Below are 23,461 nucleotides of genomic sequence, written 5' to 3' on the forward strand. Positions count from 1 at the left end.
CACCAAAGCTATATGTGCAGCTCAGGCGGCGGTCAGCGGGTGAAACGCGCCTGGCGCTTCTCGCGGTGCGCGGCCAGGCCTTCCTGCACGTCAGGGCCGCTGAAACTGAGGAATTCCAGGCCCACCGAGGTCTCGAACGTGGGGCCCATCATGCGATACCAGTGGTTGAGGCTGCGCTTGGTCCACTGGATCGCGTTCTGCGCGCCCTGCGCCAGGTTCTCGGCGATGCGGGTGGCGGTGGACAGCACGTCGTCATCGTTGACGCAGGCCGACACCAGCCCGATCCGCTCGGCCTCCTCGCCCAGCAGCGTCTCGCAGGTCAGCAGGTAGTACTTGGCCTTGGCCATGCCGACCAGCAGGGGCCAGCAGATGGCGGCGTGGTCGCCGGCCGCCACGCCGAGCTTGGTGTGCCCGTCGATCAGCTTCGCGGTCCGGCCCGCCACCGAGATGTCGGCGAGCAGGGCCACCACCAGGCCCGCGCCCACCGCCGGCCCGCGGATCGCCGAGACGACGGGGGTGTCGCAGTTGATCAGGTTGTGCACCAGGTCGCGGGCCTCGCGCATGATGCGGATGCGGCCCTCGTAGTCGTTGATCGTCTCGTCGATCAGGTCGAAGCTGCCGCCGGAGGAAAAGGCCCTGCCCTCACCGCGGACCAGGACCGCGCGCACCGCGGGATCGCGGTCGATCACCGGCCAGATGTCGGCCAGGTCGCGGTGCATCTGCGGCCCCACCGAATTCAGCCCGGGGGAGTCGAGAACCAGCGTCAGCACTCCGTTGTCCCCGTGCTCGCAGCGCAGGCTGGGAAACGCGTCGTAACTCGCTGGTGGCTGACTCACTGGCATCTCCGGAGCTCCTGACGTTCAAACGGTCGCGGTGGTTGATCGTACGCAGCGCAGTTCGGTGTTCTCCGGTCATGGCAGCATTAAGGCTGATGAGTACTCGCCGCGACCTTCCCGAGTCGCCGTATCTGGCCGCCGTGAGCGGCCGCAAGCCCAACCGCGTGCCGGTGTGGTTCATGCGGCAGGCCGGTCGCTCCCTGCCCGAATACCGGGCGCTGCGGGCCCAGACCGACATGCTGTCGGCCTGCTTCGACGCCGAGCTGGTCTGCGAGATCACCCTGCAGCCGGTGCGCCGCCACGACGTCGACGCGGCGATCCTGTTCTCCGACATCGTGGTGCCGCTGCTCGGGGCGGGCATCGACCTGGACATCGTCGCCGGGGTCGGGCCGGTGATCGAATCGCCGGTGCGCACCGCCGCCGACGTTGCCGCTATCAAACCCCTTGAGCGGCAACGGGTTCAGCCGGTATCCGACGCGGTGTCGCTGTTGGTGGCCGCGCTCGGCGGCGTCCCGCTGATCGGCTTCGCGGGCGCCCCGTTCACGCTGGCCTCCTATCTGATCGAGGGCGGCCCCAGTCGCCACCACGCGCGCACCAAGGCGATGATGCTGGCCGAATCCGACACCTGGCACGCCCTGATGGAGAAGCTGACCGACATCACCGTGGGCTTCTTGCGGGTGCAGCTCGAGGCGGGGGTGGACGCGGTCCAGGTCTTCGACTCGTGGGCCGGCGCGCTGTCCCTGGCGAACTACCGCACCTACGTGCAGCCGCACAGCGCCCGGGTGTTCGCCGCGCTGGCCGAGCACGGCGTGCCGATGACCCATTTCGGGGTCGGCACCGCCGAACTGCTGGGCGCCATGTCCTCGGTCGGCGCCAACGTGGTGGGCGTGGATTGGCGGACCTCCCTGGCCGACGCCGCCACCCGCGTGCAGCCCGGCACGGCGCTGCAGGGCAACCTCGATCCGGTGGTGGCGCTGGCGGGCTGGCCGGTGGTGGAGCGCGCGGCGCGCGCGGTCGTGGACGACGGCCGGCGGGCGATCGACGCCGGCGCCGCCGGTCACGTCTTCAACCTCGGCCACGGCGTGTTGCCCGAGACGGACCCCGGTGTGCTGACCGACCTGGTGTCGCTGGTCCACTCCCTATGAGTCTTCCCTCGTATTGTGTTGTGGGGGGCGGCATTTCGGGTCTGACGGCGGCGTATCGGCTCCGCATGGCCGCCGGTGACGACGCCGCGATCACGCTGTTCGATCCGGGAGACCGGCTCGGCGGCGTCCTGCGCACCGAGGCGGTCGGCGGGGTGCCGATGGACGTGGGCGCCGAGGCGTTCGTGCTGCGCCGACCCGAACTGCCCGCGCTGCTGGGCGAACTGAATCTGTCTGGACGCCAACGGGTTTCGACGGGCGCGCGCCCGTTGATCTACAGCCTGCGGGAGTTGCGCGCGCTGCCCGCGGGCACTGTCGTGGGGATCCCGTCGTCGGCGGCGTCGGTCGCGGGACTCGTCGACGGCGCCACGGTGGCCCGCATCGAGGCCGAGCCCAGCCGCCCGCTGGCATGGGAACCGGGCGGCGACCCCGCGGTGGCCGACCTGGTGGGCGAGCGATTCGGCGAGCAGGTGGTGGCCCGGTCGGTGGATCCGCTGCTGAGCGGGGTCTATGCGGGTTCTTCGGCCACCATCGGCCTGCGCGCGGCCGCCCCGACGGTGGCGGCGGCACTGGACCGCGGCGCCACCAGCCTGACCGACGCCGTGGGGCGCGCGCTGCCGCCGGCCACCGGCGCGCCGGTGTTCGGGTCGCTGGAGGGCGGCTACCAGGTGCTGATCGATGAGCTGCTGGCGCGCGGGCGCCCGCGCTGGGTGCGCGCCGCGGTGTCGCGGCTCGAGCGCGCGGGCGCGGGCTGGACGGTGGTCGACGACACCGGCGCCGGCTGGGCCGCCGACGCGGTGATCCTGGCCGTGCCGGCGGCGCAGTGCAGCCGGCTGCTGGCCGGGATCGCCCCGCGCAGCGCCGCCGCGGCCGGCCGCGTCACCAGCGCATCGTCGGCGGTGATGGCGCTCGCCGTGCCCGGCGACACCGCGTTCCCGGACTGTTCGGGCGTGCTGGTGGCCACCGGCGAGCGATTACGTGCCAAGGCCATCACGCTCTCGTCGCGCAAGTGGGGCGCGCGCGGGGACGCCCAGCTGCTGCGGCTTTCGTTCGGGCGGTTCGGCGATCGCGTGGCGGCCGACACGTCCGACGACGAGCTGCTGACGTGGGCGCTGGGCGACCTGGCCACCGTGTTCGGGCTGGCGATAGAGCCCGTCGACGTCCGCATCCAGCGCTGGATCGACGCGATGCCGCAGTACGGGCCGGGCCACGCCGACCTGGTCGCCGAGGTGCGGGCGGGCCTGCCCCCAACGATCGCGGTGGCCGGCAGCTACCTCGACGGCATCGGCGTGCCGGCCTGCGTCGGCGCCGCCGGGCGTGCGGTCGAACGTGTGATCAGGGCCATCGGAGACTTGGACGCGCAGGTGGCACGATAGGTTCCATGGCCAAGCTCGACTACGACTCGCTCAACTCCACGATCCGCTACCTGATGTTCTCGGTGTTCTCCGTAGAGCCGGGTGAGCTCGGTGACCAGCGCGACGACGTCATCGACGAAGCGTCGACGTTCTTCAAGCAGCAGGAGGAACGCGGCGTCGTGGTGCGTGGCCTCTACGACGTCGCGGGTCTGCGCGCTGACGCCGACTTCATGATCTGGACCCACGCCGAACGCGTCGAAGCGTTGCAGGCCACCTACGCCGATTTCCGTCGCACCACGGCGCTGGGGCGGGCCAGTTCGCCGGTGTGGAGCAGCGTGGCGTTGCATCGGCCGGCCGAGTTCAACAAGAGCCACATCCCGGCGTTCCTGGCCGGCGAGGAACCCGGCGCCTACATCTGCGTGTATCCGTTTGTGCGGTCCTACGAGTGGTATCTGCTGCCCGACGAGGAGCGCCGCCGCATGCTCGCCGAGCACGGCATGGCCGCGCGCGAATACAAGGACGTCCGTGCCAACACCGTGCCGGCGTTCGCGCTCGGCGACTACGAATGGCTGCTGGCCTTCGAGGCTCCCGAACTGCACCGCATCGTGGACCTGATGCGCGAATTGCGCGCCACCGACGCCCGCCGGCACACCCGCGAGGAGACGCCGTTCTTCACCGGCCCCCGGGTTGCCGTCGAGCAGCTGGTGAACGCCCTGCCATGACAACCCCCTTCGATCCGACCGACCCCACCCGCTTCGAGGAGATGTACCGCGACCAGCGGACGTCGCACGGCCTGCCGGCCGCCACGCCGTGGGACATCGGCGGCCCGCAGCCGGTGGTCCAGCAGCTCGTCGCGCTGGGAGCCATCAAGGGTGAGGTGCTCGACCCCGGCACCGGCCCGGGTCATCACGCCATCTACTACGCGTCCAAGGGCTATTCGGCGACCGGGATCGACGGCTCGGCGACCGCCATCGAGCGGGCCCGGGAGAACGCCCAAAAGGCCGGGGTGTCAGTCAATTTCGAGCTCGCCGACGCGACGAAGCTGGAGGGGTTCGTCGGCCGGTTCGACACGGTGGTCGACTGCGCCTTCTACCACACCTTCAGCACCGAAGCCGAGTTGCGCCGGTCCTATGTGGACGCGCTGCACCGCGCCACCAAACCGGGCGCGCGGCTGTACATGTTCGAGTTCGGCGAGCACAACGTCAACGGCTTCAAGATGCTGCGGTCGTTGTCCGAGAACGACTTTCGCGATGTGTTACCGGAGGGTGGTTGGGAGATCACCTATCTGGGCACGACCACCTATCGGGTCAACATCAGCGCCGAGTCCATCGAGGCGATGGCCAAGCGCAACCCCGACATCGCCGATCAGGCCGAGAAGCTGCTGGAGCGCTTCCGGGTGATCGAGCCGTGGCTCGAGGGCGAGCGGGCGCACGCCCCGTTCTGGGAAGTGCACGCCACCCGGGTGGACTGACGCGGTTTCGCCGCACCGCCGCCACCGCCGCCACCGCCGCAGGAAGGTGGGCTTTTGCCCGCCTCCGAGCGACAACTCGATAGCTGCCGGCACGGGGCCGCAGGTGTTGCTGAATTGTCGCTCAGAGGCGGGCATTCAGACATGCCCCGCCTCCCTGGGACTCCTCAGACGTAGCCCCGCTATTCGCCCGCCGGCACCAGCCGCAGGCAGACCGAGTTGATGCAGTAGCGCTGATCCGTCGGCGTCGGGTAGCCCTCGCCGGCGAACACGTGGCCCAGGTGGCTGTGGCAGTTCGCGCACAGCACCTCGGTGCGCGTCGTGCCCATGGAATGGTCGGGCCGCAGGATCACCGCGTCGGACTTCGCCGGGTCGAAGAAGGACGGCCAGCCGCAGTGCGACTCGAATTTCTCTGTGCTGCGGAACAATTCGGCACCGCAGGCCCGGCACTGATACACGCCTTCGGTTTTGGTGTCGGTGTACTCACCGGTGAAGGGCCGCTCGGTGCCGGCCTGGCGCAGCACGTGGAACTCTTCGGGGCTGAGTTTCTTGCGCCACTCGTCATCGCTCAGTTGCACCTTGGGCTGCGACACATTGGGGGAGGTCATGCGTCCACGCTAGCGCGCATGGCGCGCCCGGCTCCACCGCGATCGCCGCGACGCTCAGTGCAGGTGAGCCGCCGCGCCCGGCTGCGCCGCGGGCGCGATCGCCTCGCGCTCGCGCTCGGCGGTCAGCCACTCCGGATCGATGCCGTCGTCCAGCCGGTTCTCGGCCCTGGCGTCGAGGTAGCGGAAGAGCAGCACGGTGAAGGCGACGATCAGCAGCAGCGACCAGCCATAGGTGATCTTGAGGTAGTGCAGCGCCCGGCCGTACCTCATCGCGCGATAGATCAGCCAGTCGTCCAGCGTCATGAAGCCATAGATCCCGAGCCAGGCGGGCCAGTTGCGGATCAGCGAGTTGCGCAGCACCACCGTCATCAAGAACGGGAACAGCATCATCGAGTAGTAGCCCTGGGCCAGCGGGAGCACCAGCCAGGAACACAACAGCAGCACGCCCGACGAGCTGGTGAACCAGAACAGCGGGTCGCGGGTGCGGTAGTAGCGGTACAGCAGCCACAGCGCGCCGATCGTGATCAGCACGAACATGATTCGCATGAACACGATCAGCCAGGTGGGCAGGCCGAAGTACACGCCGTTGCCCTCGATGGAGCTGTTGAAGTAGTCGCGGGTGCCCCCGATGTAGGGCAGCGTCTTGGTGACGAAGTCCATCGGGTCGCTCACCAACGGCCACGCCGCCAGGTTGACGACGACGGGGACCGCGATGGCCGGCACCAGCGTCCGCCACTGGCGGTTCAGCAGGGGCAGCAACAGCAGCGGGCCGAGCACGGGTTTGAGCGTGAGCGTCAGGCCGATCGCGAGGCCGGCCCACCACTGCCGGCTGACCCGCCCGTCCAACAGCCAGCGCAGGAACAGCATCTCGGCCAGCAGAACGCAGCCGTTGATGTTGGTGAACACCAGCGTGCTGGTCACGCTCTCGGTGCAGAACATGGCCAGCAGCAGGGCGGGCGCGGCGACCGAGGACAGCGTGAACTTGAACATCCGCAGCAGCAGGTACCAGGCGATCAGGATCGCGACGGTGTTGATCGCGATGAACAGGAACCGCGACGGCGTGAAGGGCAGGTATCCGAAGGGGGCCATCAGCAGGGTGCCGCCCGGCGGGTACAGGTAGTGCGGGTCGACGTAGTCGAAGTGCTCGTTGTAGATGTCCCAGCCGTGCCGGAAGTTGAGGACCGCGCGGTACACCGGCTTGAAGTCGTCGGTGATATTGCCGTTGAGGGTCAGGATGATGCTGCGGTGCAGCACCGAGAAGATGGCCAGCGGCCACAACGCCATCCGCAGCACGGTCGCGACGCTCGGCGCGCCGGTGCGGGGGCCGAAGGCGGCCAGGGTCCGATCGCGCAGGCCTGTTCGGGTCGATTCAGCTGCCGTCACCAGCGCACCGTACACCGGCGCCCGCGCGGGCCGGAAAGCAGCGTCAGGCCGGGCAGTAGGTGTCGGTATTGGGCAATTTGCCGCTGCTGAGGTAGCCGATCAGCGGCGGAACGGCGCAGCCCGAGAAGATGCTGGCGCCGTGGCCGATGCCCTGCCACATCACCCGCTTGCTGGCGGCGTTGGCGTTGATGATGCTGGCCGCGGTCGCCGCGACGCCATCGGTGCCGACGATCGGGTCGTTCTGCACGCCGAGCAGCAACACGTCGACCTTGAGGGACTTCGGCGTGGGCGGCGGCGAGCCGGTGGGCCAGTGCACGCACTTGACCATGTTCAACGCGGCGACGGTGCCGAAGTCGGGGTAGAGCTTGCCCCAGGCGACGACGAGTTCGCGTACCCGGTCGGGCGTGGGGCGGTTGACCGCGTCGCTGCACACGTTGACGAACTGGCCGTCGGAGTCCTGGATGGCGTTGGCGTGGTTGATCAGGTTGGTCAGCGCGTTGGTGTCGCCGGAGCGGGCACCCGCGAGGGCGTTGGCCAGGTCGGTGGTGGCGTTGACGCGGCCGCCGACTGGATAGCCGAGCGCGACGGTGATGGCGTTGGCCACCTGCGCCACCGACACGCCGCCGGGGCCCTTACCGGCGCGGGCGTCGGCCAGCAGGGCGCTGACGGCGCCCTTCGGATCGGCGCCCAGCGCGCAGTTCACCGCGATGCACTGCGCGGCGAAGGCGTCGAGCGCGGCCTGCTGCCCCTTGACCTGCTGCTCGGCGGCGGCTTCGGCGTTGGTGCCCAACGCAACCGGCGAGTCGAGGATCAACCGGGCCACCTTGTCCGGCCGTGATCCGGCGTAGGCCAGCGCCACCTGCGCGCCGTTGCCGATCCCGACCAGCGCGAGGGCGGGCACGTCCCACAGGCTGCGCAACCGCTCGATGTCGGAGGCGGCGTGCGCGTCGTCGTAGGACGAGGCGTTGGGCCCGATCCCGACGGCGTCGCCGCAGTTGGTGGTGGCGGTGTTGGAGACCTCGGAGAGGTTGGCCACCGGGTCGTCGCCGGTCTGGAATTGCGACTGGTCGCGCATCTGCTGCCGGTCGAACTTGTCGCGGCAGTCGATGGGGCTCGACATCCCGATGCCGCGGCGGTCGACGGACACGATGGGGTGGGTGGCGAGCACGTCGGCGCCGGCGCGCGACAGCCACACCGGCAATTGCGCCGAGGACGGCAGGTCGGAGCCGGTGGTGAAGATCAGCGGCCCGGCGTCCTGGGGTGTCTTGTCGGAGCGGGCGCGCACCACACCGATGCTCAGGGTGCCGCCCCCGCCGTTGACCGGGTCCAGGTCGGCGTCGTAGCTCGCGCAGTCCAGGCGGACGCCGGCGGCGGCGGGGACGGCCGCGTCGGCGAACACCTTGGAGGTGCAGTCGTGCCACGCCAAGTCGTTCTTGGGTGCGGCGATCGGCGGTGGGCCGCTGGGCGCGGGCTTCGAGGGCGCCACCCCCTGCGGTCGCGCGCCGGAGTTGGTGGCGAACCGCGGATCGGCGGCCAGGCCCGGGACGCAGCCGGCCAGCAACGCGGTCACCGCTACCAGGATCGTGGCGCACGTGTACGGCCGATTCATGCCGACCACAGTAGCTAGGCCTTGACGTAGCGGGTGTAAAGGTAGCCGGCGTCGTCGGTCAGGACGTGGGCACACCGCATCCGGGTGAGCAGCTGCCCCGGGCCGGTCGCGATGCGTCGTGCCTGGCCGCCGACGAGGCAGGGCGCGATCGTCAGGCACAGCTCGTCCAGCATGTCGCGCCGCATCAGCGAGTCCAGCAGTGTCGGCCCGCCCTCGGTGAGGATGTGGCGCATGCCGCGCGCGGCCAGCGCCGCCAGCAGGGCGGCCTCGTCGACCTTCTCGGGATCGCGGCCGGAGCAGTCGAGCACCTCGCACAGGCCGCTGAGGGCGCGGCGCGTCTGCTCGGCCGCCGCCGTGCAGGTGAGCACCAGCGGCTGCACCTCGGTGCGGGTGAACACCGCCATGTCCCGGTTGAGGTGGCCGGATCCGGTCACGATCGCCAGCTGCGGGACCTCGCTTTGGCCGCGGGCCTGCCGCCGCTGCCGTTCGGCGGCGCCGACCTGCGCGCCCGAGTAACCCTCGATCCGCACGGTGCCCGCGCCCACCACGATGACGTCGGCGAGCTCGCGCAGCAGGTTGAAGATGAACCGGTCGCCCGGCCCGCCCATCGCGCCGCTGCTGCCGCCCGTGGTGGCCCCGCCGTCGACGCTGGTGATGAAGTTCGCCCGCACCCACGTCCCGTCGTGTTCGGGATAGTCGTAGAGCCGGGGGAGGTCGCCGTCGTCGAGCCCGCGAACCGCGCCGAGCAGCGACAGCGGCGTCTCCGAGGTCGCCGAAGTCGCGAAACTCTCGGGGCCGCCAGAGTCGGGCATGAGTCTGATTGCAGCACGCCGCTACAGTTCCTGCATGCACGGGTCCACCTCCGCGGGCGCTTCGGGCGGCGTGGCCCACCTGGTGGATCGGCACCCGACGGTGTCGCCGGAACGGCTGATCGCCCAGTTGCGGCCGCCCCCGACCTTCGCCGACGTGAGCTTCGCGACGTACCAACCCGATCCGGCTGAGCCGACGCAGGCCGCCGCGGTGGTGGCGTGTCAGGAGTTCTGCCGGAAGGCCGTCGAGCGACGTGCAGGCCGGCGAAAACTGTTGGGCCGACGCGAGATTCTGCCCGGTGTCGGGCTCTACCTGGATGGCGGATTCGGTGTCGGCAAGACGCACCTGCTGGCGTCGGCCTACTACGCGCTGCCCGGTGACGGCCCCGGCGGGTCGCCGGATGGCCCGGCGCCCAAGGCGTTCGCGACGTTCGGTGAGCTGACCCAGCTGGCCGGGGTGTTCGGCTTCGTCGAGTGCATCGACCTGCTGGCCGATTACACCGCGGTCTGCATCGACGAATTCGAACTCGACGACCCGGGCAACACCACGCTGATCTCGCGACTGCTCTCGTCGCTGGTCGAGCGCGGGGTCTCGGTGGCCGCCACCTCCAACACGCTGCCCGAGCAGCTCGGCGAGGGCCGGTTCGCGGCACAGGATTTTCTGCGCGAGATCAACACGCTGGCAAGCATTTTCACCACGGTACGGATAGAGGGGCCCGACTACCGGCACCGCGGACTGCCGCCCGCGCCGCAACCGCTGTCCGACGACGAGGTGGCCGCGCGCGCCGCGCGGGTCGACGGCGCGACGCTCGACGACTTCGACGCGCTGTGCGCGCACCTGGCCAGCATGCACCCGTCGCGGTATCTGACGCTGATCGAGGGGGTGAGCGCGGTGTTCCTGACCGGCGTGCACGGTCTCGACGATCAGAACGTCGCGCTGCGGGTGGTGGCGCTGACCGATCGGCTCTATGACGCCGGCATTCCGGTGCTGGCCTCGGGCGCCCGGCTGGATACCATCTTCAGCGCGGAGATGCTGGCCGGGGGATATCGAAAGAAGTATCTGCGGGCCACTTCCCGGCTGCTGGCGCTGACCGCGGCGGCTAATCCAGCTCGCGGATCATGACATAGTCGTTCTCGACGCCCGCGCCGAGTTGAAACGTCCTGGTGCCGTTGATCGTGAACCCGCTCTTGAGGTAAAAGCGTTGTGCGCGTTGGTTTGCCCGGTTCACGCCCAGCCACACGCAGCGAGCGCCCCAGCCGGCCGCGACGGCGAGGATGCGTTCCATCAGCGCCGCCGCGGCCCCGCTCGCGTGGCGGTCGGGCAGGACATACATCTTCGACAGCTCGGCGGCGGGGCGGGATTCGACGGCCTGCTGGACGCCGGCGCGCTCGCGAACCAGCATGGCGTAGCCGACTATCCGGCCGTCCTGGCGCGCGGTGACGACGGCACGATCCGGGTCGGCCAGATACTGCGCGAAGTGCGCGGCCGACAGGTTGGCGTCGATGAACGACGCGATGTTCTCCGCGGTCGCCGAGGGCGGACACGCCAACGGAAACGTTTGTGCCGCAACGGCTGCCAGCTCCGTGGCATCGCCGGAATCCGCCGGCGCGATCTGCAACGCTCCGGTCAGAGGTTCCACTGCGCGAGGTGATAGCCCGTCTTCTTGTCCAGCAGGACGACGGTGGAGACGGGATCGCGGTAGGCGTCCCAGTAGACGCCGCCGCGCACGATCGCCCGGTTCGGGGCGTTGACGAGCACGTTGTCCAGCGCGTCGGGCGCATCGGAGGCCCGCGGCTTGTAGGCGTCGGCGTTGGGGGTCACGCCGTTGAAGTCCATCACGGTCGCCATCACGTACGGGTTGGGCACCCGGATCGCGCGGATGGTGACGTCGGCGCGCTCGACGGTGCTGCCCGGAAAGCCCTTGTAGGTGCCCTCGCGGGTGTAGCCGAATCCGGGCGGCGGGTCGCAGGGGCCCACGCCGCTCACGGTGACGTCGGCGATGAACGTGCCGGTGTCCACCCGCAGCGTGTCGCCGATGTGGCCGATCGGCGCATCGCCGGCCCACGCGCGGGGCGTCGGAACGGCGCCGACGCCGACGGCGATGATGCCGGCAACGGCGATCAGAAAGGCGGACGCCACCATCGGCCAGCGGTCCATCTTCGCCATGTCGTGCCTCCTTGGCGCCGTTGCGGGGGACCATCGCATGATTGCACACGCGGCGATGCCGAAGGGAGGGGTCGGCCGCCCCGTTCAGCCGCCTCCGGCCCCGCCCGCGGCGGCATCCCCGCCGCCGGACAGGGACTGCAGCGCGGTGATCAGATCCGCCTCGACCCGGTCTTTGTCGACGCCGTGTCGGTGCAACGGCCCGTCGCCGCCCTCCAGCTCGAGCAGCGCCAGCAGTTGGTGTTCGGTGCCGACGTAGTTGTGGCCGAGGCGGAGTGCCTCGCGCACGCTCAGTTCGAGCGCCTTGCGTGCCGGCCCGCTGAACGGAATGAGCTGTGGCGGTTGGGCATCCGCGTGCAGCGCGGCGATCGCCTGGGTCGCGGCGGCACGCAGCGCCTCGGTGTCGACCCGCTGCAGGTGCAACAGCACCGTCGCCAGGGCGGCCGCATCGCCGAGCACACCGAGCAGCAGGTGATCGGGCGTGATCTCGCCGTTGCCCGCCTCGTGCGCGGCGTTCTGCGCCGCGACCACCGCGCCCCGCGCCCGCGGGGTGAAGCGGGTGAATCCCTGTTCGAGATCGAGCGCGGCGGGCTCGGCGCGCGGCACGAAGCGCTTCTGGGCCGCCTGCTTGGTGACGCCCATGCTCTTGCCGATGTCGGTCCAGGACGCACCTGAGCGGCGGGCCTGGTCCACGAAGTGGCCGATCAGGTGGTCGGCGATCTCGCCGAGGTGTTCGGCGGCCAGGACGGCGTCGGCCAGCTGATCCAGCACGTCGGGCCGGGTGGCCTTGATGGCGTCGATCAGCTCGTCGAGGCGGATCGGGTAGGCGATGCGGACAGGCTCGGACATGGCGTCAACGCTAGGTTGACGCATCGGCACTGTCAACCCTGGGTTGACGATAATTCTCAAAGGGATGCGGGCCATTGACCGTTCTGGGAGAATTCGTCAGTCATGAAGCCACTGCTCGCGTTGTGCGGTCTGGCGGTCGCGGCCGGCCTGGCCGCACCGGCGCACGCCGACGCCACCGACGACTCGTTCATCGCGTCGCTGCACGCGGCCGGCATCAGCTTCTCCGACCCGGGCAAGGCCGTGGGCGCTGGCAAATGGGTGTGCGACTCGGTCGGCCAGGGCACGCAGATGCCCGACGTGGTCAAGACGCTGATGTCCAAGAACTCCGCGCTGAGCGAGGACAAGGCCAACCAGTTCGCGGCCATCGCCGCGACCACGTACTGCCCGAGCGCCGTCGCGACGAGCACCCCCAGCACGCCGAGCGCGCCGAGTGCCCCGGAAGCCCCGTGACACTCGAGATGCCAATCACCGCCAGGTTTGCGACAATCACTGCGTTATGCGATTTCTCCTGGGGCTGACCAGCCTCGCCACCGTGATCTTCCTGGCCGCGCCGGCGCACGCGGACATCGACAACGACCAGGACTTCCTCAAAGACCTCCGGGACGCAGGCCTCACCTACCAGGACGGCGGCAACGCGATCACCATCGGCAAGTCGGTCTGCGACCTGCTCGACGACGGTCAGTCGGACGCCAAGATCGTGACCGACCTGCGCAACCAGAACCCGGGCTTCCAGGGCGCCGCCGCGGCCAAGTTCACCTACCTCGCGGCCGCCCATTACTGCCCGAAGTACATCACCGGCGACGACCGCGGTCCGAAGCCGGACGGGGCCGTCGGCAACTGAGCCGACCGCGGCCGCAATAGGCTTGTGCCGTGCGCCTCGATCCCGGACCGCTGACATGGGACGCGGCCGCTGCGACCTGGCATGTCGACCTCGTCTCCGCGGCCGTCGTCGCAGCGCTCGCCATCGGGTACGCCTGGTGCTATCGGCGCACCCGCGCCGGCGAACGTCGGGTGCGCGCCGCGAACGCCGCCTGTTTCGGCGCGGGCGTGTTGGTGTGGCTGCTGGCCACGATCAGCGCGCTGGGTGCCTACGCCTACGTCCTGTTCTGGGTGCGCGCGCTGCAGGTGTTGCTGCTGCTCTACGTCGTGCCGTTTCTCATCGCGCAGGCCAAGCCGATCACCGTCTTTCGCGACGCCGTCGGGCCCGCCGGCCGCGGCCGCATCGATCGCTTGTTGGCGACGCGGTTCGCGCGCGTGCTCGTGCACCCGGCGACCACCTCGGTGGCGATGCTCGCCACGCCGTGGCTGCTGTACCTGACGCCCTGGTACACCGCGGCCCTGCGCACCGAGTGGGTGGGCGCGCCTACGCGAATCTTGTTGGTGGCCTTGGGCTTCTGCTACTTCTATGCCCGGCTGCAGGAAGATCCCGTGCCGCACCGGTATCCGCAGTCGATCTCGCTGCTGATCACCGTCGCCGAGGCGCTGGGCGACGGTGTCCTGGGGTTGGTCATCTGGCAGGGCTCGTTGATCGGCGCGGCGTATTACGCGGGGCTGCAACGGACTTGGGGCCCCGACCCGCGGCTCGACCAGACGATCGGGGCCGGCGTCTTGTGGATCCTCGGGGACCTGGTCGGGTGGCCGTTCGTGCTGCTGCTGATGCGCGCCATGTCCCGCGACGAGAAGGCCCACGCCGAAGCGGTCGATGCCGAACTGGACGAGGCCGAGGCGCGGGGCGCCGACAGTGCGGGCGCCGAGACCGAAACCCCTGCGCCGTCGGGGCTTTGGTGGGAGAACGACCCGCAGCTGCGGGAGCGGTTCCGCCGCTGAGCTACCTCAGGTCGCGCGTGCCGTCCAGGTGAAGCTCTGCATCTCCGGGATCTGTGGCGCGAGCGCCGCGGCGACGTTGCGACCGATCTGGTCGGAGACCGCCAGCGACGTGTCGGCGCTGAGAAACCCTTCGACCTCGACGCGCAGGGTCCGCCCGGTCCACCGGGCCCGGGCGTGCGCATGCGTCACACCGGGGACCGAGGCGGCGACGGCCTCGGCGGTGGTGATGATGTCGGGGTCGACACCGTCGAGCAGGCGGTGCGCGATATCGGTGGTCACCTCCCAGCCGACGTGGCAGATGAACCCGGTGACCACTATCCCGGCGACGGCGTCGGCCCAGCCCCAGCCGACTGCCACGCCGATCAGCCCGAGCACCGCACCGCCCGACGACAACGCGTCGAGCCACGAATGCTTGGCGTCGGCCACCATGGTCGCCGACCGAATTCGCCTGCCTACCACCAGCTTGTAGCGGGCCACCAGCTGATTGCCCACCACGCCGACGACCGCCGCGCCGATGCCCCAGCCCACGTGACCGGTGCCGCCGTGACGAAGCAGCTTGCTCACGCTTTCGAAACCGGCGACGACGGCGCTGCCCCAGATCACCAGCGCCACCCCGATCCCGGCGAGGTCTTCGGCGCGTTCGTAGCCGTAGGGATACCGCTCGGTGGGCAGCTTTCGCGACGCGCGGAAGCCGATGAACACCAGGGCGCTGGTGGAGACGTCCGACAGGTTGTGCAGCGCGTCGCCCAGCAGCGCCACCGAGCCGGACAGCAGCGCGATGACCAATTCGACCATGCCGGTCAGCGCCAGTCCGACGGCGCTGACGGCGACGGCGCGATTGGCCTGCCGGCGCTCGCCGGCGTCGTCCGCCACGTTGTCGAGGGGGAAGCTTGCGGCGGGGTCACGCACTCCGTTGATCACATGCATACCGCCAGCATGCCCCACTCGGTCGCGGCGCCCAAGTCCTTCAGGGGCGGGCCCGCTCGTACACCGTCACCCGATCGCGTTGACCCCACCACAGCACCGGTTGGCGAGAATCGATTTCGGTCCACTGCGTTTCGAGGATCTGATGCATCTGGTCGTCACCCGTGCCACCGCCGCGGCCATCGCCGACATAGATGAGACGATTCCCCTTGTACGCCAGCAGTATTCGTGCGCCGACGTCCTGGTCGTGGGGCGGCCAGGACAGGAACAGCGTCCGATCGGGATGCAGGGCCGCCGCCTCGGCGCAGTCCTTCGCGACGATGGGGACGTAGAGGTCATCGCCGTGCCACCCGTTGGTCAGCAGGTCAGTGCCGGGATTCAGGTCGTAGCAGACGACGTCGACGCCCAGCTGGGTCAGCAGGTAGGCCCAATAGCCCGTGCCCGCTATGGGATCGAGCAAGCCGCCGTCGGCGTGGTCGGCCACGAACTGCACGGTGTCCGGGTCGGGGACGGTCCAGCAGTATCGGCGTACGAGCAGTTGCCGGTTCGGCGAGCGGGCCATGTTCTCCTCGACCGTGCGGTCCAGGCTGAAGTAGCCGACCACCGGATTGCCGTCGACGCCGTCGGCCTCGACGCAATCCTTGACCGCGTCCCAGTAGGGGTTGTCGATGGCCACCGTCGGTGGTTCCGCCGCCGCGACCCGCCCGCCTGTGCGGAACCGCTACTTGGCCTGTTCGGGGTTGGACGGACCATCGCGCCAGGGGCGGGGGCTCTTCGGCAGGATCATGAACGCCACCGGAAGGCGCACCAGGGCGTCGCGGGCGGCGACCTCGAGGAACACGATCTCCATTTCCAGGCGGTTCAACGGCCGCGTTTCCATCATGAAACGCGTCCGCAGGTAGCGGGGCGTCCTGAGCCACTCGACCAAATTCATGCCCGCGACTCTACCCCTATAGCGGAAATACTTGATTTGCACAATGTTTCACGGCAACCATTGCTGGTTGGTGCTGAAATTCGCGACGTCAGCTCATGCCGATGCGAATGTTCTTCACCTGCAGAAACTCGTACAGGCCTTCGGCGCCACCGGTGCGGCCGAACCCGCTCTGCTTGTAGCCGCCGTAGGGGCCCTGGGGCTCGATGTCGCTGTGCCTGTTCACCCACACCGAGCCCGCCTGTAGCTGCCGCGCAACACGGTGTGCACGTTCCAGGTTGGAGGTCGCGACGAAGGCGTTGAGGCCGTAGCGGGAATCATTGGCGATCCGGACCGCCTCGGCCTCGTCGCCGAACGGCATCACCGACGCCACCGGACCGAAGGTTTCGGTCTGCGCCAGTGTGGAGCGGTTGTCGACGTTGGTGAAGATCGTGGGCTCGATGAAGTAGCCGGACGCCAGCGCACCACCCAGTCGCCGTCCGCCGGTGGCCAGATCACCGGCCCCTTCGCTGACCGCCCGGTCGATGACCGCGAGGACGCGATCGGCGGCGGCTTCGGTGATGACGGGGCCGAGCATCACGTCCGGTCGCAACGGATCACCGATCTTGGCGGCCCGCACCGTCGCCACGAGCTTCTCCACGAAGGGGACGTACACGGATGCCTCGACGAGGATCCGCGAGGCGCAGGCGCAGCTTTGGCCGGCCTGGGTGATCGGCCCCTGGTGCGCGGCGACGACGGCGGCCATGTCGAGGTCGGCGTCGGCGAACACGAGATAGGCGGATTTGCCGCCCAATTCGGCGGTCACGGGGGTGAGGTTGTGCGCCGCGGCCTGCAGCACCTTCTGGGCGGTGCCCTGCCCGCCGGTGAAGTGGATCTTGCCCACCCCGGGATGACGCACCAGCGCGTCGCCGCCGGCCGGTCCGGCCGGCAACACGTTCACCAGTCCCGGCGGCAGGCCCGCCTCCAGGCACAGTTCACCAAACCGCAAGGGCGCCAACGACGCAAGCTCGGAGGGTTTGAGGATCACCGCGTTACCCGCCGCCAGCGCGGGGGCCACCGCCGCGCCGGCGACCACCAGCGGCCCGTTCCACGGCGCGATGACACCGACGACGCCGTAGGGTTCGCGCTCGACGAGGTTGACGTCGAAGGCGCCGGCGACGGGCGTGCTCGCCCCGTGCGCCTTGTCGGCATAACCGGCGTAGTAGCGCAGGAATCGTTCGGTCAGCACGGAGTTACCGGCCACCGAGATCGGGACTCCGTAGTCGTGCACGTTGAGCTCGGCGAGCTCCGCGAAGTGGTCGCGCACCACATCGGCCAACGCGAACAGCAGGTCGCGCCGGCGGTCGACGGGATAGGACATCCATTCCCGGTGCGCCTCCCGGGCGCTGTCGACCGCCCTGTCGATCTCGCTCTCGCCGGCCATCGGGATGGTCGCGTTGGGCCGGCCGGTGCCGGGGTAGACGTGCTCGTGGGTGCCGCCGGATGCCGTGGTGATCCGTTCTCCGCCAATGAGTAACGCCCCCGAGCGCGGTGGTGAGGACGCGGTTGCCGTCATGGGCGAGTCTTCCTCCGTTGTGGCGTCAGCCGACGGGCGTGTGCTCGGCCTGCTTCTCGGCCGTCACCCGCTGTTTCTGTTCGGCGATCACCTGGTTGAGGTATTCGGCCTTGGCGCATCCGTAGTACGCCGCGAAATGCAGTGCGAGTTCGTCCATTTCCTCGAAGGAGACGTCGCCACTCTTCAGCGCCGCGTACACGTGCGACATGATCGGGATGTCGGCGTCCTGAAAGGCGACGCAGGCGACGGTGATCAGCCGGCGCTCCTTCATGCCCAAGCCGGGGCGCAGCCACATCTCGCCGAAGACGAAGTTCAAGATGCCCGCGCCCGAGTACGGGTTGTCGCGCATCGGCGCGAACGGCAGGCAGTTGATCTGCTTGAATGACTCCTCGCCGCCGCGCAGCCGCTGCTCGGGGTCGCTGGCGGTGACCAGCGGCAGCAACGGTTCCGGGGCAGGGGGTGGCTCGCCGCGCGCCTCGGCGATCTTGGCCCACTGCATGTCCACCGCGATGTTGAACCGGGACGCCTTCGGCCAGCCCGCGTAGACGGCGAAATGCAATACGGTTTCCCGCATTTCGGTGATGGTGAGGTCGCCGCTGTTGAGTGCGGCGTAGACGTGTTGTTCCAGGGGGGCCTGCGCGTCGGCGGCCGCGACACAGGCCAGTGTCACGAACCGTCGATCGCGGCGGCTCAGGCCCGGTCGCGACCACACCTCGCCGAAGACGAAGTCGATCAACCCGCCCGCGTACGGGCTGTCGCCGTCGGGTGGGTCGATCGTCATCACCTCGGCGAAGGTGCGCACCCCACGTTCGTGTCGCGCACCGTCGTGCATCGCAGCCTTATCGGATCGTGACACCGGCGTCGACTTTCAGTTCGAGTCCTGTGACGTAACGGGATTCATCCGATATCAGGTAGAGCACCGCGTTGCTCACGTCGGACGCTTCGATCAGCGGTGCGGGCAGGGCGTTGAGGAAGATGGGCACCAGGTCGGGTCGCTGCTCGGCGATCAGCGTGTGCATGCTCGGCGGCGCCATCCCGGTGGCCACCCCGGTGGGGTGCACGGTGTTGACCCGAATGTTCTGTGCGGCAAGCTCGTTGGCCAGGGCCAGGGTCATCCCGACGATACCGTGCTTGGACGCCGTATAGGGCACGTGCAGCGGGGTGCCCTTGATGCCGGCCGACGAGCTGATGTTGACCAGGCTCCCGCCGCCCCGGGCGACCAGGTGGGGGAGCGCGGCCGCGCAGGTGTTCCAGGCGCCGATGAGGTTGACCTCCAGGACGAGCCGCCACTGTTCGGCGGTGGTGGTGTCCCAGGTGCCGACGGTGAGCACGCCGGCGTTGGCGACCGCGCCGTCGAGCCCGCCGAGCTCGTCGACGGCCGCGTCGACCGCCGACTTCATGGCGGCCTCGTCCCGGACGTCGACGACTGTGGCGATCGCCCGGCGGCCGTGTTTTTCGACCAGTCGCGCGGTCTCGTTCAGGTCGTCCTCGGTGGCCAGCGGGTATTCCAAACCCTCTGGTGTGGAACAAATGTCCACCAGGATGCAGTCGGCGCCCTCTTCGGCCAGCCGCACCGCGTGCGAGCGGCCCATGCCGCGGGCGGCCCCGGTGACCAAGACCCGCTTGCCCGCGACCCGGCCCGTTGCGTTGTTCGTTGTCATCCGCGTATCAAACCTTGTTGCAGAAGCCCGCGTCGACGGGGAAGGTCACGCCGGTGACGTACTTCGCGTCGTCGGAGACCAGGTAGGCGATCGCGGCGCTGACGTCCTCGGGTTCCATCATCCCGACGGGCATCGGGTTCTGCAGATGGGGGCCCGCGCCGGGATTCTTCTCCAGGAATTCGGTCATGTCGGGATTGGTCGCCATCATCGTGTTGACCGCGGTCGGGTGCACGGTGTTCACCCGAATGCTCAGCGGCGCAAGCGCATTGGCCAGGGTGCGCATCAGCCCCACGATGCCGTGCTTGGATGCCGCATAACCCAGGCCGCCGCCCTGCAGCCCACCGAAGCCCTTGATCCCGGCGGTAGAGCTGGTGAAGATGATGACCCCGCCGCGGTTGCCGGACAACAGGTGTGGCACGGCCGCCCATGCCGTGTGGTAGGCCCCGTCGAGGTTGACGCTGGTGACCGCCCGCCACTGCGCCAGCTCCTCCGCGAGGCTCAGCTGCCGAAACGCCAGCGGCGCGATCCCGGCGTTGGCCAGCACGATGTCGAGGCGGCCGAAGTGTTCGACGCCGGCGTCCATCGCTGTCTTGACGTGCTCGAAGTCGCGGACGTCGGCGACCGTGCCCAGCATCTTGCCGCCGGCCTCTTCGACCAGCGCCACGGTCTCGTCCAGCTCCTCATGGGAGGCCATCGGATAGCCGTTGGCGGGGATGTCGGCGCAGATGTCGATGCCGATGATGTTGGCGCCCTCGCGGGCGAGCCGTACCGCGTGGCTGCGGCCCTGGCCGCGCGCCACCCCGGTGATGAAGGCGACTTTGCCATCTAGTGACCCCACGGCGCTCGTCCTCTCTGTTCATCGCCCCAGTTCAGGGCAGAGTAACGCCGTTACTCAGGTACGCACAGTAACATGGTTACTGTGACGGCAAAAGGGGTCCCGGCGCGGCCCGCGGAGGGCGGTTCCGGGCGGCAGGCCGATCCGATCCTGGACATCGTTGTCGAGATGCTCGACAACGAGGGCTATGAGGCCGTGCAGCTGCGCGAGGTGGCCCGGCGGGCCCGGGTCTCCCTGGCGACCATCTACAAGCGATATCGCACCCGCGACGAACTCATCGTCGCGGCCCTCGACGGGTGGATGGACGCCAATCGCTATGCGCGCCTGCCGTCGCTGATCGGCGATCTGCCCGGCGAGTCGATCTATGTGGACCTGATGCACGTGATGAGGACGATCTTCGAACCCTGGGAACGCCATCCGTTGATGCTGCGCTCCTACTTCCAGGCGCGCTCGGGCCCCGGGGGAAAGCGCCTGATCCAGCGCGGCGTCGACGCCGTGGTGCCCGTTGCGAAAGCCGTTCTGGCGCAAGCGGAGCCGGGCTTCGCGAAGGATCTCGAGCTCATCCTCACCGGCGTGGTCTACGGATTGCTCACCCGGTTCGCGCAGGGGGAGATCGACGTCACCGAAATCGTGCCGGGGATCGAACGCACGGTGTTCTGGTTGACCACGGCGTACGAGCATGGTTCCGCCGGCGTGACACCGGGCTGACGGCGAAGCCGGGCGCCGTTGGTGGCGCGGGAATCCGATTATTCAGCCGTTTATAAGCTACATTTTCCCGGCCGTCCCTATTCTTCGTCTTCATGCCGCTATGGGTCGACGGCATCGTGAACGTCCACAAGAAGGGAAGCGCATGATGTCCTCACCTCGCCGGCTGGCCGCATTGGCCGTCCCCGTCCTGGCGGGCGCGGCGCTCGTCGCCAGCGCCGCGGTCGCTACCGCCGACCCCCTCGATGACGCGTACCTGGCTCAGTTGCGCGGCGCCGGTTTCAGCTGGCCGCCCGAGCACGACGCCGCCCTCACCGGAATGGGCCGCCTGATCTGTGACGATATCGGGTGGGGCTGGACGTACGACCAGATCGCCCAGAGCATCCACCAAACCCTGGATCCGAGGAACGTGACGTTCGGAGAGGTCGGATCCATGGTGAGCCTTGCGCATTCGACCTACTGCCCGCTGCAGCGATGCTGGACCGATCACTGCTGAGCCTTGCCGAAAGTTCTTCAGCTGGCGGAAGAGGCGACCCTGTCTTTGTATTGCGGGCAGTAGGTGGCCACCGAGAGTCCGACGAAGTAGCCGGCTTGCCTCGGCGACAGGAAGCTGTCCCTCGCCAGCACAAATGCCAGCACGGGTGCGGTGGGATTCGTATCGAGGTTGCTGCACACCATGCGGGCCGTCCCAACCGCATCAGCGTTGTCCGGCATGGTGATTCCGCCCTTGGCCAGGTTCGCGATGAAGGCGTCGTCCGTGTCATCCGCTGCGGCCGGCGTCGCGACGCCGAGCGCGGCGGCGGACAGGAACACCGCACACACGGCCGACCACTTTCCAGCCTTCATCGGGGTCATGGCCTCTCCTCGGTGCGCGGGCCAAATCGGCGGCGGGTCAAGGACGACTCTTTGAACGATAGTCGAATCGTGTCCTCTGGTCCGCTACTGCCCTGGCAATGTCACCGTCTTGCAGAAAGCGTGCTGATCGCTCGGATTGTCCGGGTCGGCCTAGGCGCCATCCGCGCCCACGGCTAGCCAGCTTGAACGAGCAGAGCGAGTCTGAGTTTCGCTGCTTTTTTCATTTTGTGTCCTTACCAAATCACTACTTCGGCCGTGTTGTTGTCGCCCCCGATGCAGTGGGTCGAGATGTGTTGTTCGCCATCATTGAAGGTGGCCAGATAGTGGCCGAAACAGGTCATTTCGTACCGGTCGAGGGTGGCGGGCGAGTAGGCGACTATCTCATCATTCATGCCCGACGCATAGAAGGCGCGGCGCACGTTCTCGGCGAACGCGCACGTTGTGTGGCCGCCGACGACACCTTCATGGCCATCGGGACAAACCATAAATACGTCGGCGCGGGCCGAGGCGGCTACGTACAGCGAGGCTGTTGTGAAGCCGATAAGGCTGGCGGTGAGGACTGCATTCTTGTACTTCACGTTATTTCTTCCAGACATGAGCCGATCAGTGACGCGGGCAGCCCGATGCCTTGACCCTGATTTTTGCCCTCGTCAGGCGTCTACGGCTCGAAATGGAAAAAATTGCGGTCAGGAATTACCGTCCCGTCGAGCGCGCATAGACGTGTTATCGACTCGGCGAACCGGGAGGCACGCTGGCTGATCAGAGATCTTCCGAGAAGGCCTGCGGCAATCGCGTTGGATCTTGCGGACCGCACGACGTCGCGCTGTCCGAAATTAATCCCCCTGTGGCAACTGATGATTCGGCCAGCATGCATACAGTGACATCGCGACGAAACCGAGCGTCACGCGCCGGCTGTACTGCTAGCACCGCCGTTATGGTGTTCGATCACGAACTGACGGATGCAAGCATTCACTTCGTCAGGAACCTCCGCCGGCAGAGCATGTGAAGCCTTGGGCCACAGGTGATACCGCCACGCGGGCACCAACGACTGTATCCGCCGAAGCGCCTTCTCTGAATCGTGAATTGTGTTGCCCGCCAGAAGTACCTGGACAGGAAGATGCACCGAGCCCAGCAAACGATCACTAGGGACGAGCAGCGGGGGCGTACTCAATGGTGGTGCGAAGGCGGCGAATCCGGCCACGAACAGTCCTGCGAGCATATCGACGCGACTGCCTGGCACGGGGTTTCCCGTGACCCACTGCGCAGCGCGTCGCGCCCGTACGGAATGCGGCTGCGACAACAGGAGCGCGAGGTTCAACCAGAACCTTGCGGAGAGTCGAGTCACCGTGCTGGCAGGATCAACCAGTGTTACCGTCGCCAACCGACGCGGTGCGCGCGCCGCAGTATGCGTGGCAAGCCAACCCCCATACGAATGCGCAACCAGATGCACATCGCGCAGCCGCAGCCCCTCCAGAACCGCATCGATGCTGCGTGCGCATTCTGCGGGCGTAGACATTGATTTCGACTGAATGCTTGCTCCGGGTTGACCCAACATATCCATCGCATAAACGGTGAAGTCGTTGGTCAGGCCCGTGACTTGCCCCCACCACATGGCTGAGGTTAGGAAAAACCCGTGTATCAGCACGACGGGAACGCCGCGGTCTGGCCCGTGCTGATATACCCGCACGTTGCCAAACGTCGTTGGAACATCGTGCACGACGTCCGGCTGCGGACTTAAGCCCCGCACCTCGTCATACACCGCCAAATAGCGCCGCTGCGCGTTCGCGCCCCTAAACCCCCCGTCAGCCAAGCCCAATGGCAACTCCTTGGTCAATGCGGGAGTGCAGCATTGAGGCCACAGTAGTAGGCCTCGGTGTTCGGTCGATACGTGAATGTGTAGCGGCAGATGAGTTTGACGCCGGAGCGCGAATCTTCCATTGAGCGA

Annotated in this window: 28 protein-coding genes; 10 read left to right on the forward strand and 18 right to left on the reverse strand. The window is 68.4% G+C overall.

Annotated elements, in window-relative coordinates:
- Positions 1-32: 32 nt before the first annotated feature.
- Positions 33-842, reverse strand: coding sequence for an enoyl-CoA hydratase/isomerase family protein (locus B9D87_RS01750; protein ID WP_040631416.1), 810 nt, complete (start codon positions 840-842; stop codon positions 33-35).
- A gap of 89 nt (positions 843-931) precedes the next feature.
- On the opposite strand from B9D87_RS01750, the gene hemE reads away from it, so the two are divergent.
- From hemE to B9D87_RS01770, 4 genes are read left to right on the forward strand one after another with little or no spacing between them, the layout of a single operon-like run.
- A complete protein-coding gene (hemE, locus tag B9D87_RS01755; protein WP_007774840.1) occupies positions 932-1,981 on the forward strand; it encodes a uroporphyrinogen decarboxylase in 1,050 nt (349 codons plus the stop codon).
- Positions 1,978-3,354: a protoporphyrinogen oxidase gene (locus B9D87_RS01760; RefSeq protein ID WP_007774839.1), complete on the forward strand. Its 1,377-nt coding sequence runs from the start codon at positions 1,978-1,980 to the stop codon at positions 3,352-3,354. Before hemE ends, B9D87_RS01760 begins: the two co-directional genes overlap by 4 nt.
- Before the next feature lie 5 nt (positions 3,355-3,359).
- Positions 3,360-4,055, forward strand: coding sequence for a hydrogen peroxide-dependent heme synthase (gene hemQ, locus B9D87_RS01765; protein ID WP_007774838.1), 696 nt, complete (start codon positions 3,360-3,362; stop codon positions 4,053-4,055).
- Entirely contained in the window at positions 4,052-4,804 is a 753-nt protein-coding gene (locus B9D87_RS01770) for a class I SAM-dependent methyltransferase (protein WP_007774837.1), read from the forward strand. The genes hemQ and B9D87_RS01770 overlap by 4 nt, the downstream gene beginning before the upstream one ends.
- 179 nt (positions 4,805-4,983) lie before the next feature.
- Here the strand turns inward: B9D87_RS01770 and msrB are convergent, their stop codons facing one another.
- The 4 genes from msrB to B9D87_RS01790 are packed head-to-tail and all read right to left on the reverse strand — an operon-like array spanning position 4,984 to position 9,213.
- The gene (gene msrB / locus B9D87_RS01775; RefSeq protein WP_040631412.1) at positions 4,984-5,409 is read right to left on the reverse strand and encodes a peptide-methionine (R)-S-oxide reductase MsrB; all 426 of its coding nucleotides are present in this window, start codon (positions 5,407-5,409) and stop codon (positions 4,984-4,986) included.
- Positions 5,410-5,463: 54 nt separating this feature from the next.
- A complete protein-coding gene (gene aftC / locus B9D87_RS01780) occupies positions 5,464-6,807 on the reverse strand; it encodes an arabinofuranan 3-O-arabinosyltransferase (RefSeq protein WP_007774834.1) in 1,344 nt (447 codons plus the stop codon).
- Positions 6,808-6,835: 28 nt separating this feature from the next.
- Positions 6,836-8,401, reverse strand: coding sequence for an alpha/beta hydrolase (locus B9D87_RS01785; RefSeq protein ID WP_052002565.1), 1,566 nt, complete (start codon positions 8,399-8,401; stop codon positions 6,836-6,838).
- A gap of 14 nt (positions 8,402-8,415) precedes the next feature.
- A complete protein-coding gene (locus B9D87_RS01790) occupies positions 8,416-9,213 on the reverse strand; it encodes a pyrimidine reductase family protein (RefSeq protein WP_007774830.1) in 798 nt (265 codons plus the stop codon).
- Here B9D87_RS01790 and zapE point away from each other — a divergent pair.
- On the forward strand, positions 9,212-10,333 hold the full coding sequence (gene zapE / locus B9D87_RS01795) for a cell division protein ZapE (RefSeq protein WP_007774828.1): 1,122 nt from the start codon (positions 9,212-9,214) through the stop codon (positions 10,331-10,333). The two genes, B9D87_RS01790 and zapE, sit on opposite strands and share 2 nt — an antisense overlap.
- On the opposite strand, the gene B9D87_RS27280 is transcribed toward zapE, so the two are convergent.
- From B9D87_RS27280 to B9D87_RS01805, 3 genes are all read right to left on the reverse strand, one after another.
- The gene (locus B9D87_RS27280) at positions 10,311-10,850 is read right to left on the reverse strand and encodes a GNAT family N-acetyltransferase (RefSeq protein ID WP_007774826.1); all 540 of its coding nucleotides are present in this window, start codon (positions 10,848-10,850) and stop codon (positions 10,311-10,313) included. The two genes, zapE and B9D87_RS27280, sit on opposite strands and share 23 nt — an antisense overlap.
- Positions 10,838-11,368, reverse strand: coding sequence for a hypothetical protein (locus tag B9D87_RS27285; RefSeq protein WP_007774824.1), 531 nt, complete (start codon positions 11,366-11,368; stop codon positions 10,838-10,840). The genes B9D87_RS27280 and B9D87_RS27285 overlap by 13 nt, the downstream gene beginning before the upstream one ends.
- A 93-nt stretch (positions 11,369-11,461) precedes the next feature.
- Complete coding sequence (locus B9D87_RS01805) at positions 11,462-12,223, reverse strand: Clp protease N-terminal domain-containing protein (RefSeq protein WP_007774823.1); 762 nt, start codon at positions 12,221-12,223, stop codon at positions 11,462-11,464.
- A 102-nt stretch (positions 12,224-12,325) separates the two neighbouring features.
- On the opposite strand from B9D87_RS01805, the gene B9D87_RS01810 reads away from it, so the two are divergent.
- From B9D87_RS01810 to B9D87_RS01820, 3 genes are read left to right on the forward strand one after another with little or no spacing between them, the layout of a single operon-like run.
- Positions 12,326-12,673: a DUF732 domain-containing protein gene (locus B9D87_RS01810; RefSeq protein ID WP_007774822.1), complete on the forward strand. Its 348-nt coding sequence runs from the start codon at positions 12,326-12,328 to the stop codon at positions 12,671-12,673.
- A 46-nt stretch (positions 12,674-12,719) separates the two neighbouring features.
- Positions 12,720-13,064: a DUF732 domain-containing protein gene (locus B9D87_RS01815; protein ID WP_007774821.1), complete on the forward strand. Its 345-nt coding sequence runs from the start codon at positions 12,720-12,722 to the stop codon at positions 13,062-13,064.
- Positions 13,065-13,093: 29 nt separating this feature from the next.
- Complete coding sequence (locus B9D87_RS01820) at positions 13,094-14,050, forward strand: cytochrome c oxidase assembly protein (RefSeq protein WP_007774820.1); 957 nt, start codon at positions 13,094-13,096, stop codon at positions 14,048-14,050.
- Positions 14,051-14,056: 6 nt separating this feature from the next.
- Here B9D87_RS01820 and B9D87_RS01825 read toward each other — a convergent pair whose 3' ends face one another.
- The 7 genes from B9D87_RS01825 to B9D87_RS01855 form a co-directional block, all read right to left on the reverse strand.
- Positions 14,057-14,977: a cation diffusion facilitator family transporter gene (locus B9D87_RS01825; protein WP_007774818.1), complete on the reverse strand. Its 921-nt coding sequence runs from the start codon at positions 14,975-14,977 to the stop codon at positions 14,057-14,059.
- A gap of 40 nt (positions 14,978-15,017) precedes the next feature.
- Positions 15,018-15,650: a hypothetical protein gene (locus B9D87_RS01830; protein WP_007774817.1), complete on the reverse strand. Its 633-nt coding sequence runs from the start codon at positions 15,648-15,650 to the stop codon at positions 15,018-15,020.
- A 45-nt stretch (positions 15,651-15,695) separates the two neighbouring features.
- Positions 15,696-15,908, reverse strand: coding sequence for a hypothetical protein (locus B9D87_RS01835; RefSeq protein ID WP_007774815.1), 213 nt, complete (start codon positions 15,906-15,908; stop codon positions 15,696-15,698).
- Between the two features lie 88 nt (positions 15,909-15,996).
- Positions 15,997-17,460: an aldehyde dehydrogenase family protein gene (locus B9D87_RS01840; RefSeq protein ID WP_007774813.1), complete on the reverse strand. Its 1,464-nt coding sequence runs from the start codon at positions 17,458-17,460 to the stop codon at positions 15,997-15,999.
- 25 nt (positions 17,461-17,485) lie between these two features.
- On the reverse strand, positions 17,486-18,316 hold the full coding sequence (locus B9D87_RS01845) for a carboxymuconolactone decarboxylase family protein (protein WP_174320963.1): 831 nt from the start codon (positions 18,314-18,316) through the stop codon (positions 17,486-17,488).
- On the reverse strand, positions 18,300-19,121 hold the full coding sequence (locus tag B9D87_RS01850) for a mycofactocin-coupled SDR family oxidoreductase (protein WP_007774808.1): 822 nt from the start codon (positions 19,119-19,121) through the stop codon (positions 18,300-18,302). Before B9D87_RS01850 ends, B9D87_RS01845 begins: the two co-directional genes overlap by 17 nt.
- 7 nt (positions 19,122-19,128) lie before the next feature.
- A complete protein-coding gene (locus B9D87_RS01855; protein WP_007774805.1) occupies positions 19,129-19,959 on the reverse strand; it encodes a mycofactocin-coupled SDR family oxidoreductase in 831 nt (276 codons plus the stop codon).
- A gap of 72 nt (positions 19,960-20,031) precedes the next feature.
- On the opposite strand from B9D87_RS01855, the gene B9D87_RS01860 reads away from it, so the two are divergent.
- Both B9D87_RS01860 and B9D87_RS01865 read left to right on the forward strand, forming a co-directional pair.
- Positions 20,032-20,664 carry a TetR/AcrR family transcriptional regulator gene (locus tag B9D87_RS01860; protein WP_052002564.1) on the forward strand — a complete coding sequence of 211 codons (633 nt, stop codon included), beginning with the start codon at positions 20,032-20,034 and terminating at the stop codon, positions 20,662-20,664.
- Between the two features lie 142 nt (positions 20,665-20,806).
- Positions 20,807-21,157 (forward strand): DUF732 domain-containing protein, encoded by a 351-nt coding sequence (locus B9D87_RS01865; protein ID WP_007774801.1) that lies wholly within the window; start codon positions 20,807-20,809, stop codon positions 21,155-21,157.
- 17 nt (positions 21,158-21,174) lie between these two features.
- Here B9D87_RS01865 and B9D87_RS01870 read toward each other — a convergent pair whose 3' ends face one another.
- The 3 genes from B9D87_RS01870 to B9D87_RS01880 form a co-directional block, all read right to left on the reverse strand.
- Positions 21,175-21,516 carry a DUF732 domain-containing protein gene (locus B9D87_RS01870; RefSeq protein WP_007774799.1) on the reverse strand — a complete coding sequence of 114 codons (342 nt, stop codon included), beginning with the start codon at positions 21,514-21,516 and terminating at the stop codon, positions 21,175-21,177.
- A 233-nt stretch (positions 21,517-21,749) separates the two neighbouring features.
- Positions 21,750-22,094, reverse strand: coding sequence for a hypothetical protein (locus B9D87_RS01875; RefSeq protein ID WP_007774796.1), 345 nt, complete (start codon positions 22,092-22,094; stop codon positions 21,750-21,752).
- 323 nt (positions 22,095-22,417) lie between these two features.
- Positions 22,418-23,350 carry an alpha/beta fold hydrolase gene (locus B9D87_RS01880; protein ID WP_238553486.1) on the reverse strand — a complete coding sequence of 311 codons (933 nt, stop codon included), beginning with the start codon at positions 23,348-23,350 and terminating at the stop codon, positions 22,418-22,420.
- Positions 23,351-23,461: the final 111 nt, after the last annotated feature.

It is taken from the genome of Mycobacterium colombiense CECT 3035 (assembly GCF_002105755.1).
GTDB classification, from domain to species: domain Bacteria; phylum Actinomycetota; class Actinomycetes; order Mycobacteriales; family Mycobacteriaceae; genus Mycobacterium; species Mycobacterium colombiense.

Bases quoted from the DNA above. Each gene is read 5' to 3' on its own strand.
- B9D87_RS01750 (WP_040631416.1), bottom strand. From the start codon at position 842: ATGCCAGTGAGTCAGCCACCAGCGAGTTACGACGCGTTTCCCAGCCTG.
- hemE (WP_007774840.1), top strand. From the start codon at position 932: ATGAGTACTCGCCGCGACCTTCCCGAGTCGCCGTATCTGGCCGCCGTG.
- B9D87_RS01760 (WP_007774839.1), top strand. From the start codon at position 1,978: ATGAGTCTTCCCTCGTATTGTGTTGTGGGGGGCGGCATTTCGGGTCTG.
- hemQ (WP_007774838.1), top strand. From the start codon at position 3,360: ATGGCCAAGCTCGACTACGACTCGCTCAACTCCACGATCCGCTACCTG.
- B9D87_RS01770 (WP_007774837.1), top strand. From the start codon at position 4,052: ATGACAACCCCCTTCGATCCGACCGACCCCACCCGCTTCGAGGAGATG.
- msrB (WP_040631412.1), bottom strand. From the start codon at position 5,409: ATGACCTCCCCCAATGTGTCGCAGCCCAAGGTGCAACTGAGCGATGAC.
- B9D87_RS01785 (WP_052002565.1), bottom strand. From the start codon at position 8,401: ATGAATCGGCCGTACACGTGCGCCACGATCCTGGTAGCGGTGACCGCG.
- zapE (WP_007774828.1), top strand. From the start codon at position 9,212: ATGAGTCTGATTGCAGCACGCCGCTACAGTTCCTGCATGCACGGGTCC.
- B9D87_RS01790 (WP_007774830.1), bottom strand. From the start codon at position 9,213: ATGCCCGACTCTGGCGGCCCCGAGAGTTTCGCGACTTCGGCGACCTCG.
- B9D87_RS27285 (WP_007774824.1), bottom strand. From the start codon at position 11,368: ATGGACCGCTGGCCGATGGTGGCGTCCGCCTTTCTGATCGCCGTTGCC.
- B9D87_RS01805 (WP_007774823.1), bottom strand. From the start codon at position 12,223: ATGTCCGAGCCTGTCCGCATCGCCTACCCGATCCGCCTCGACGAGCTG.
- B9D87_RS01810 (WP_007774822.1), top strand. From the start codon at position 12,326: ATGAAGCCACTGCTCGCGTTGTGCGGTCTGGCGGTCGCGGCCGGCCTG.
- B9D87_RS01815 (WP_007774821.1), top strand. From the start codon at position 12,720: ATGCGATTTCTCCTGGGGCTGACCAGCCTCGCCACCGTGATCTTCCTG.
- B9D87_RS01825 (WP_007774818.1), bottom strand. From the start codon at position 14,977: ATGCATGTGATCAACGGAGTGCGTGACCCCGCCGCAAGCTTCCCCCTC.
- B9D87_RS01835 (WP_007774815.1), bottom strand. From the start codon at position 15,908: ATGAATTTGGTCGAGTGGCTCAGGACGCCCCGCTACCTGCGGACGCGT.
- B9D87_RS01840 (WP_007774813.1), bottom strand. From the start codon at position 17,460: ATGACGGCAACCGCGTCCTCACCACCGCGCTCGGGGGCGTTACTCATT.
- B9D87_RS01850 (WP_007774808.1), bottom strand. From the start codon at position 19,121: ATGACAACGAACAACGCAACGGGCCGGGTCGCGGGCAAGCGGGTCTTG.
- B9D87_RS01860 (WP_052002564.1), top strand. From the start codon at position 20,032: ATGGTTACTGTGACGGCAAAAGGGGTCCCGGCGCGGCCCGCGGAGGGC.
- B9D87_RS01865 (WP_007774801.1), top strand. From the start codon at position 20,807: ATGATGTCCTCACCTCGCCGGCTGGCCGCATTGGCCGTCCCCGTCCTG.
- B9D87_RS01870 (WP_007774799.1), bottom strand. From the start codon at position 21,516: ATGACCCCGATGAAGGCTGGAAAGTGGTCGGCCGTGTGTGCGGTGTTC.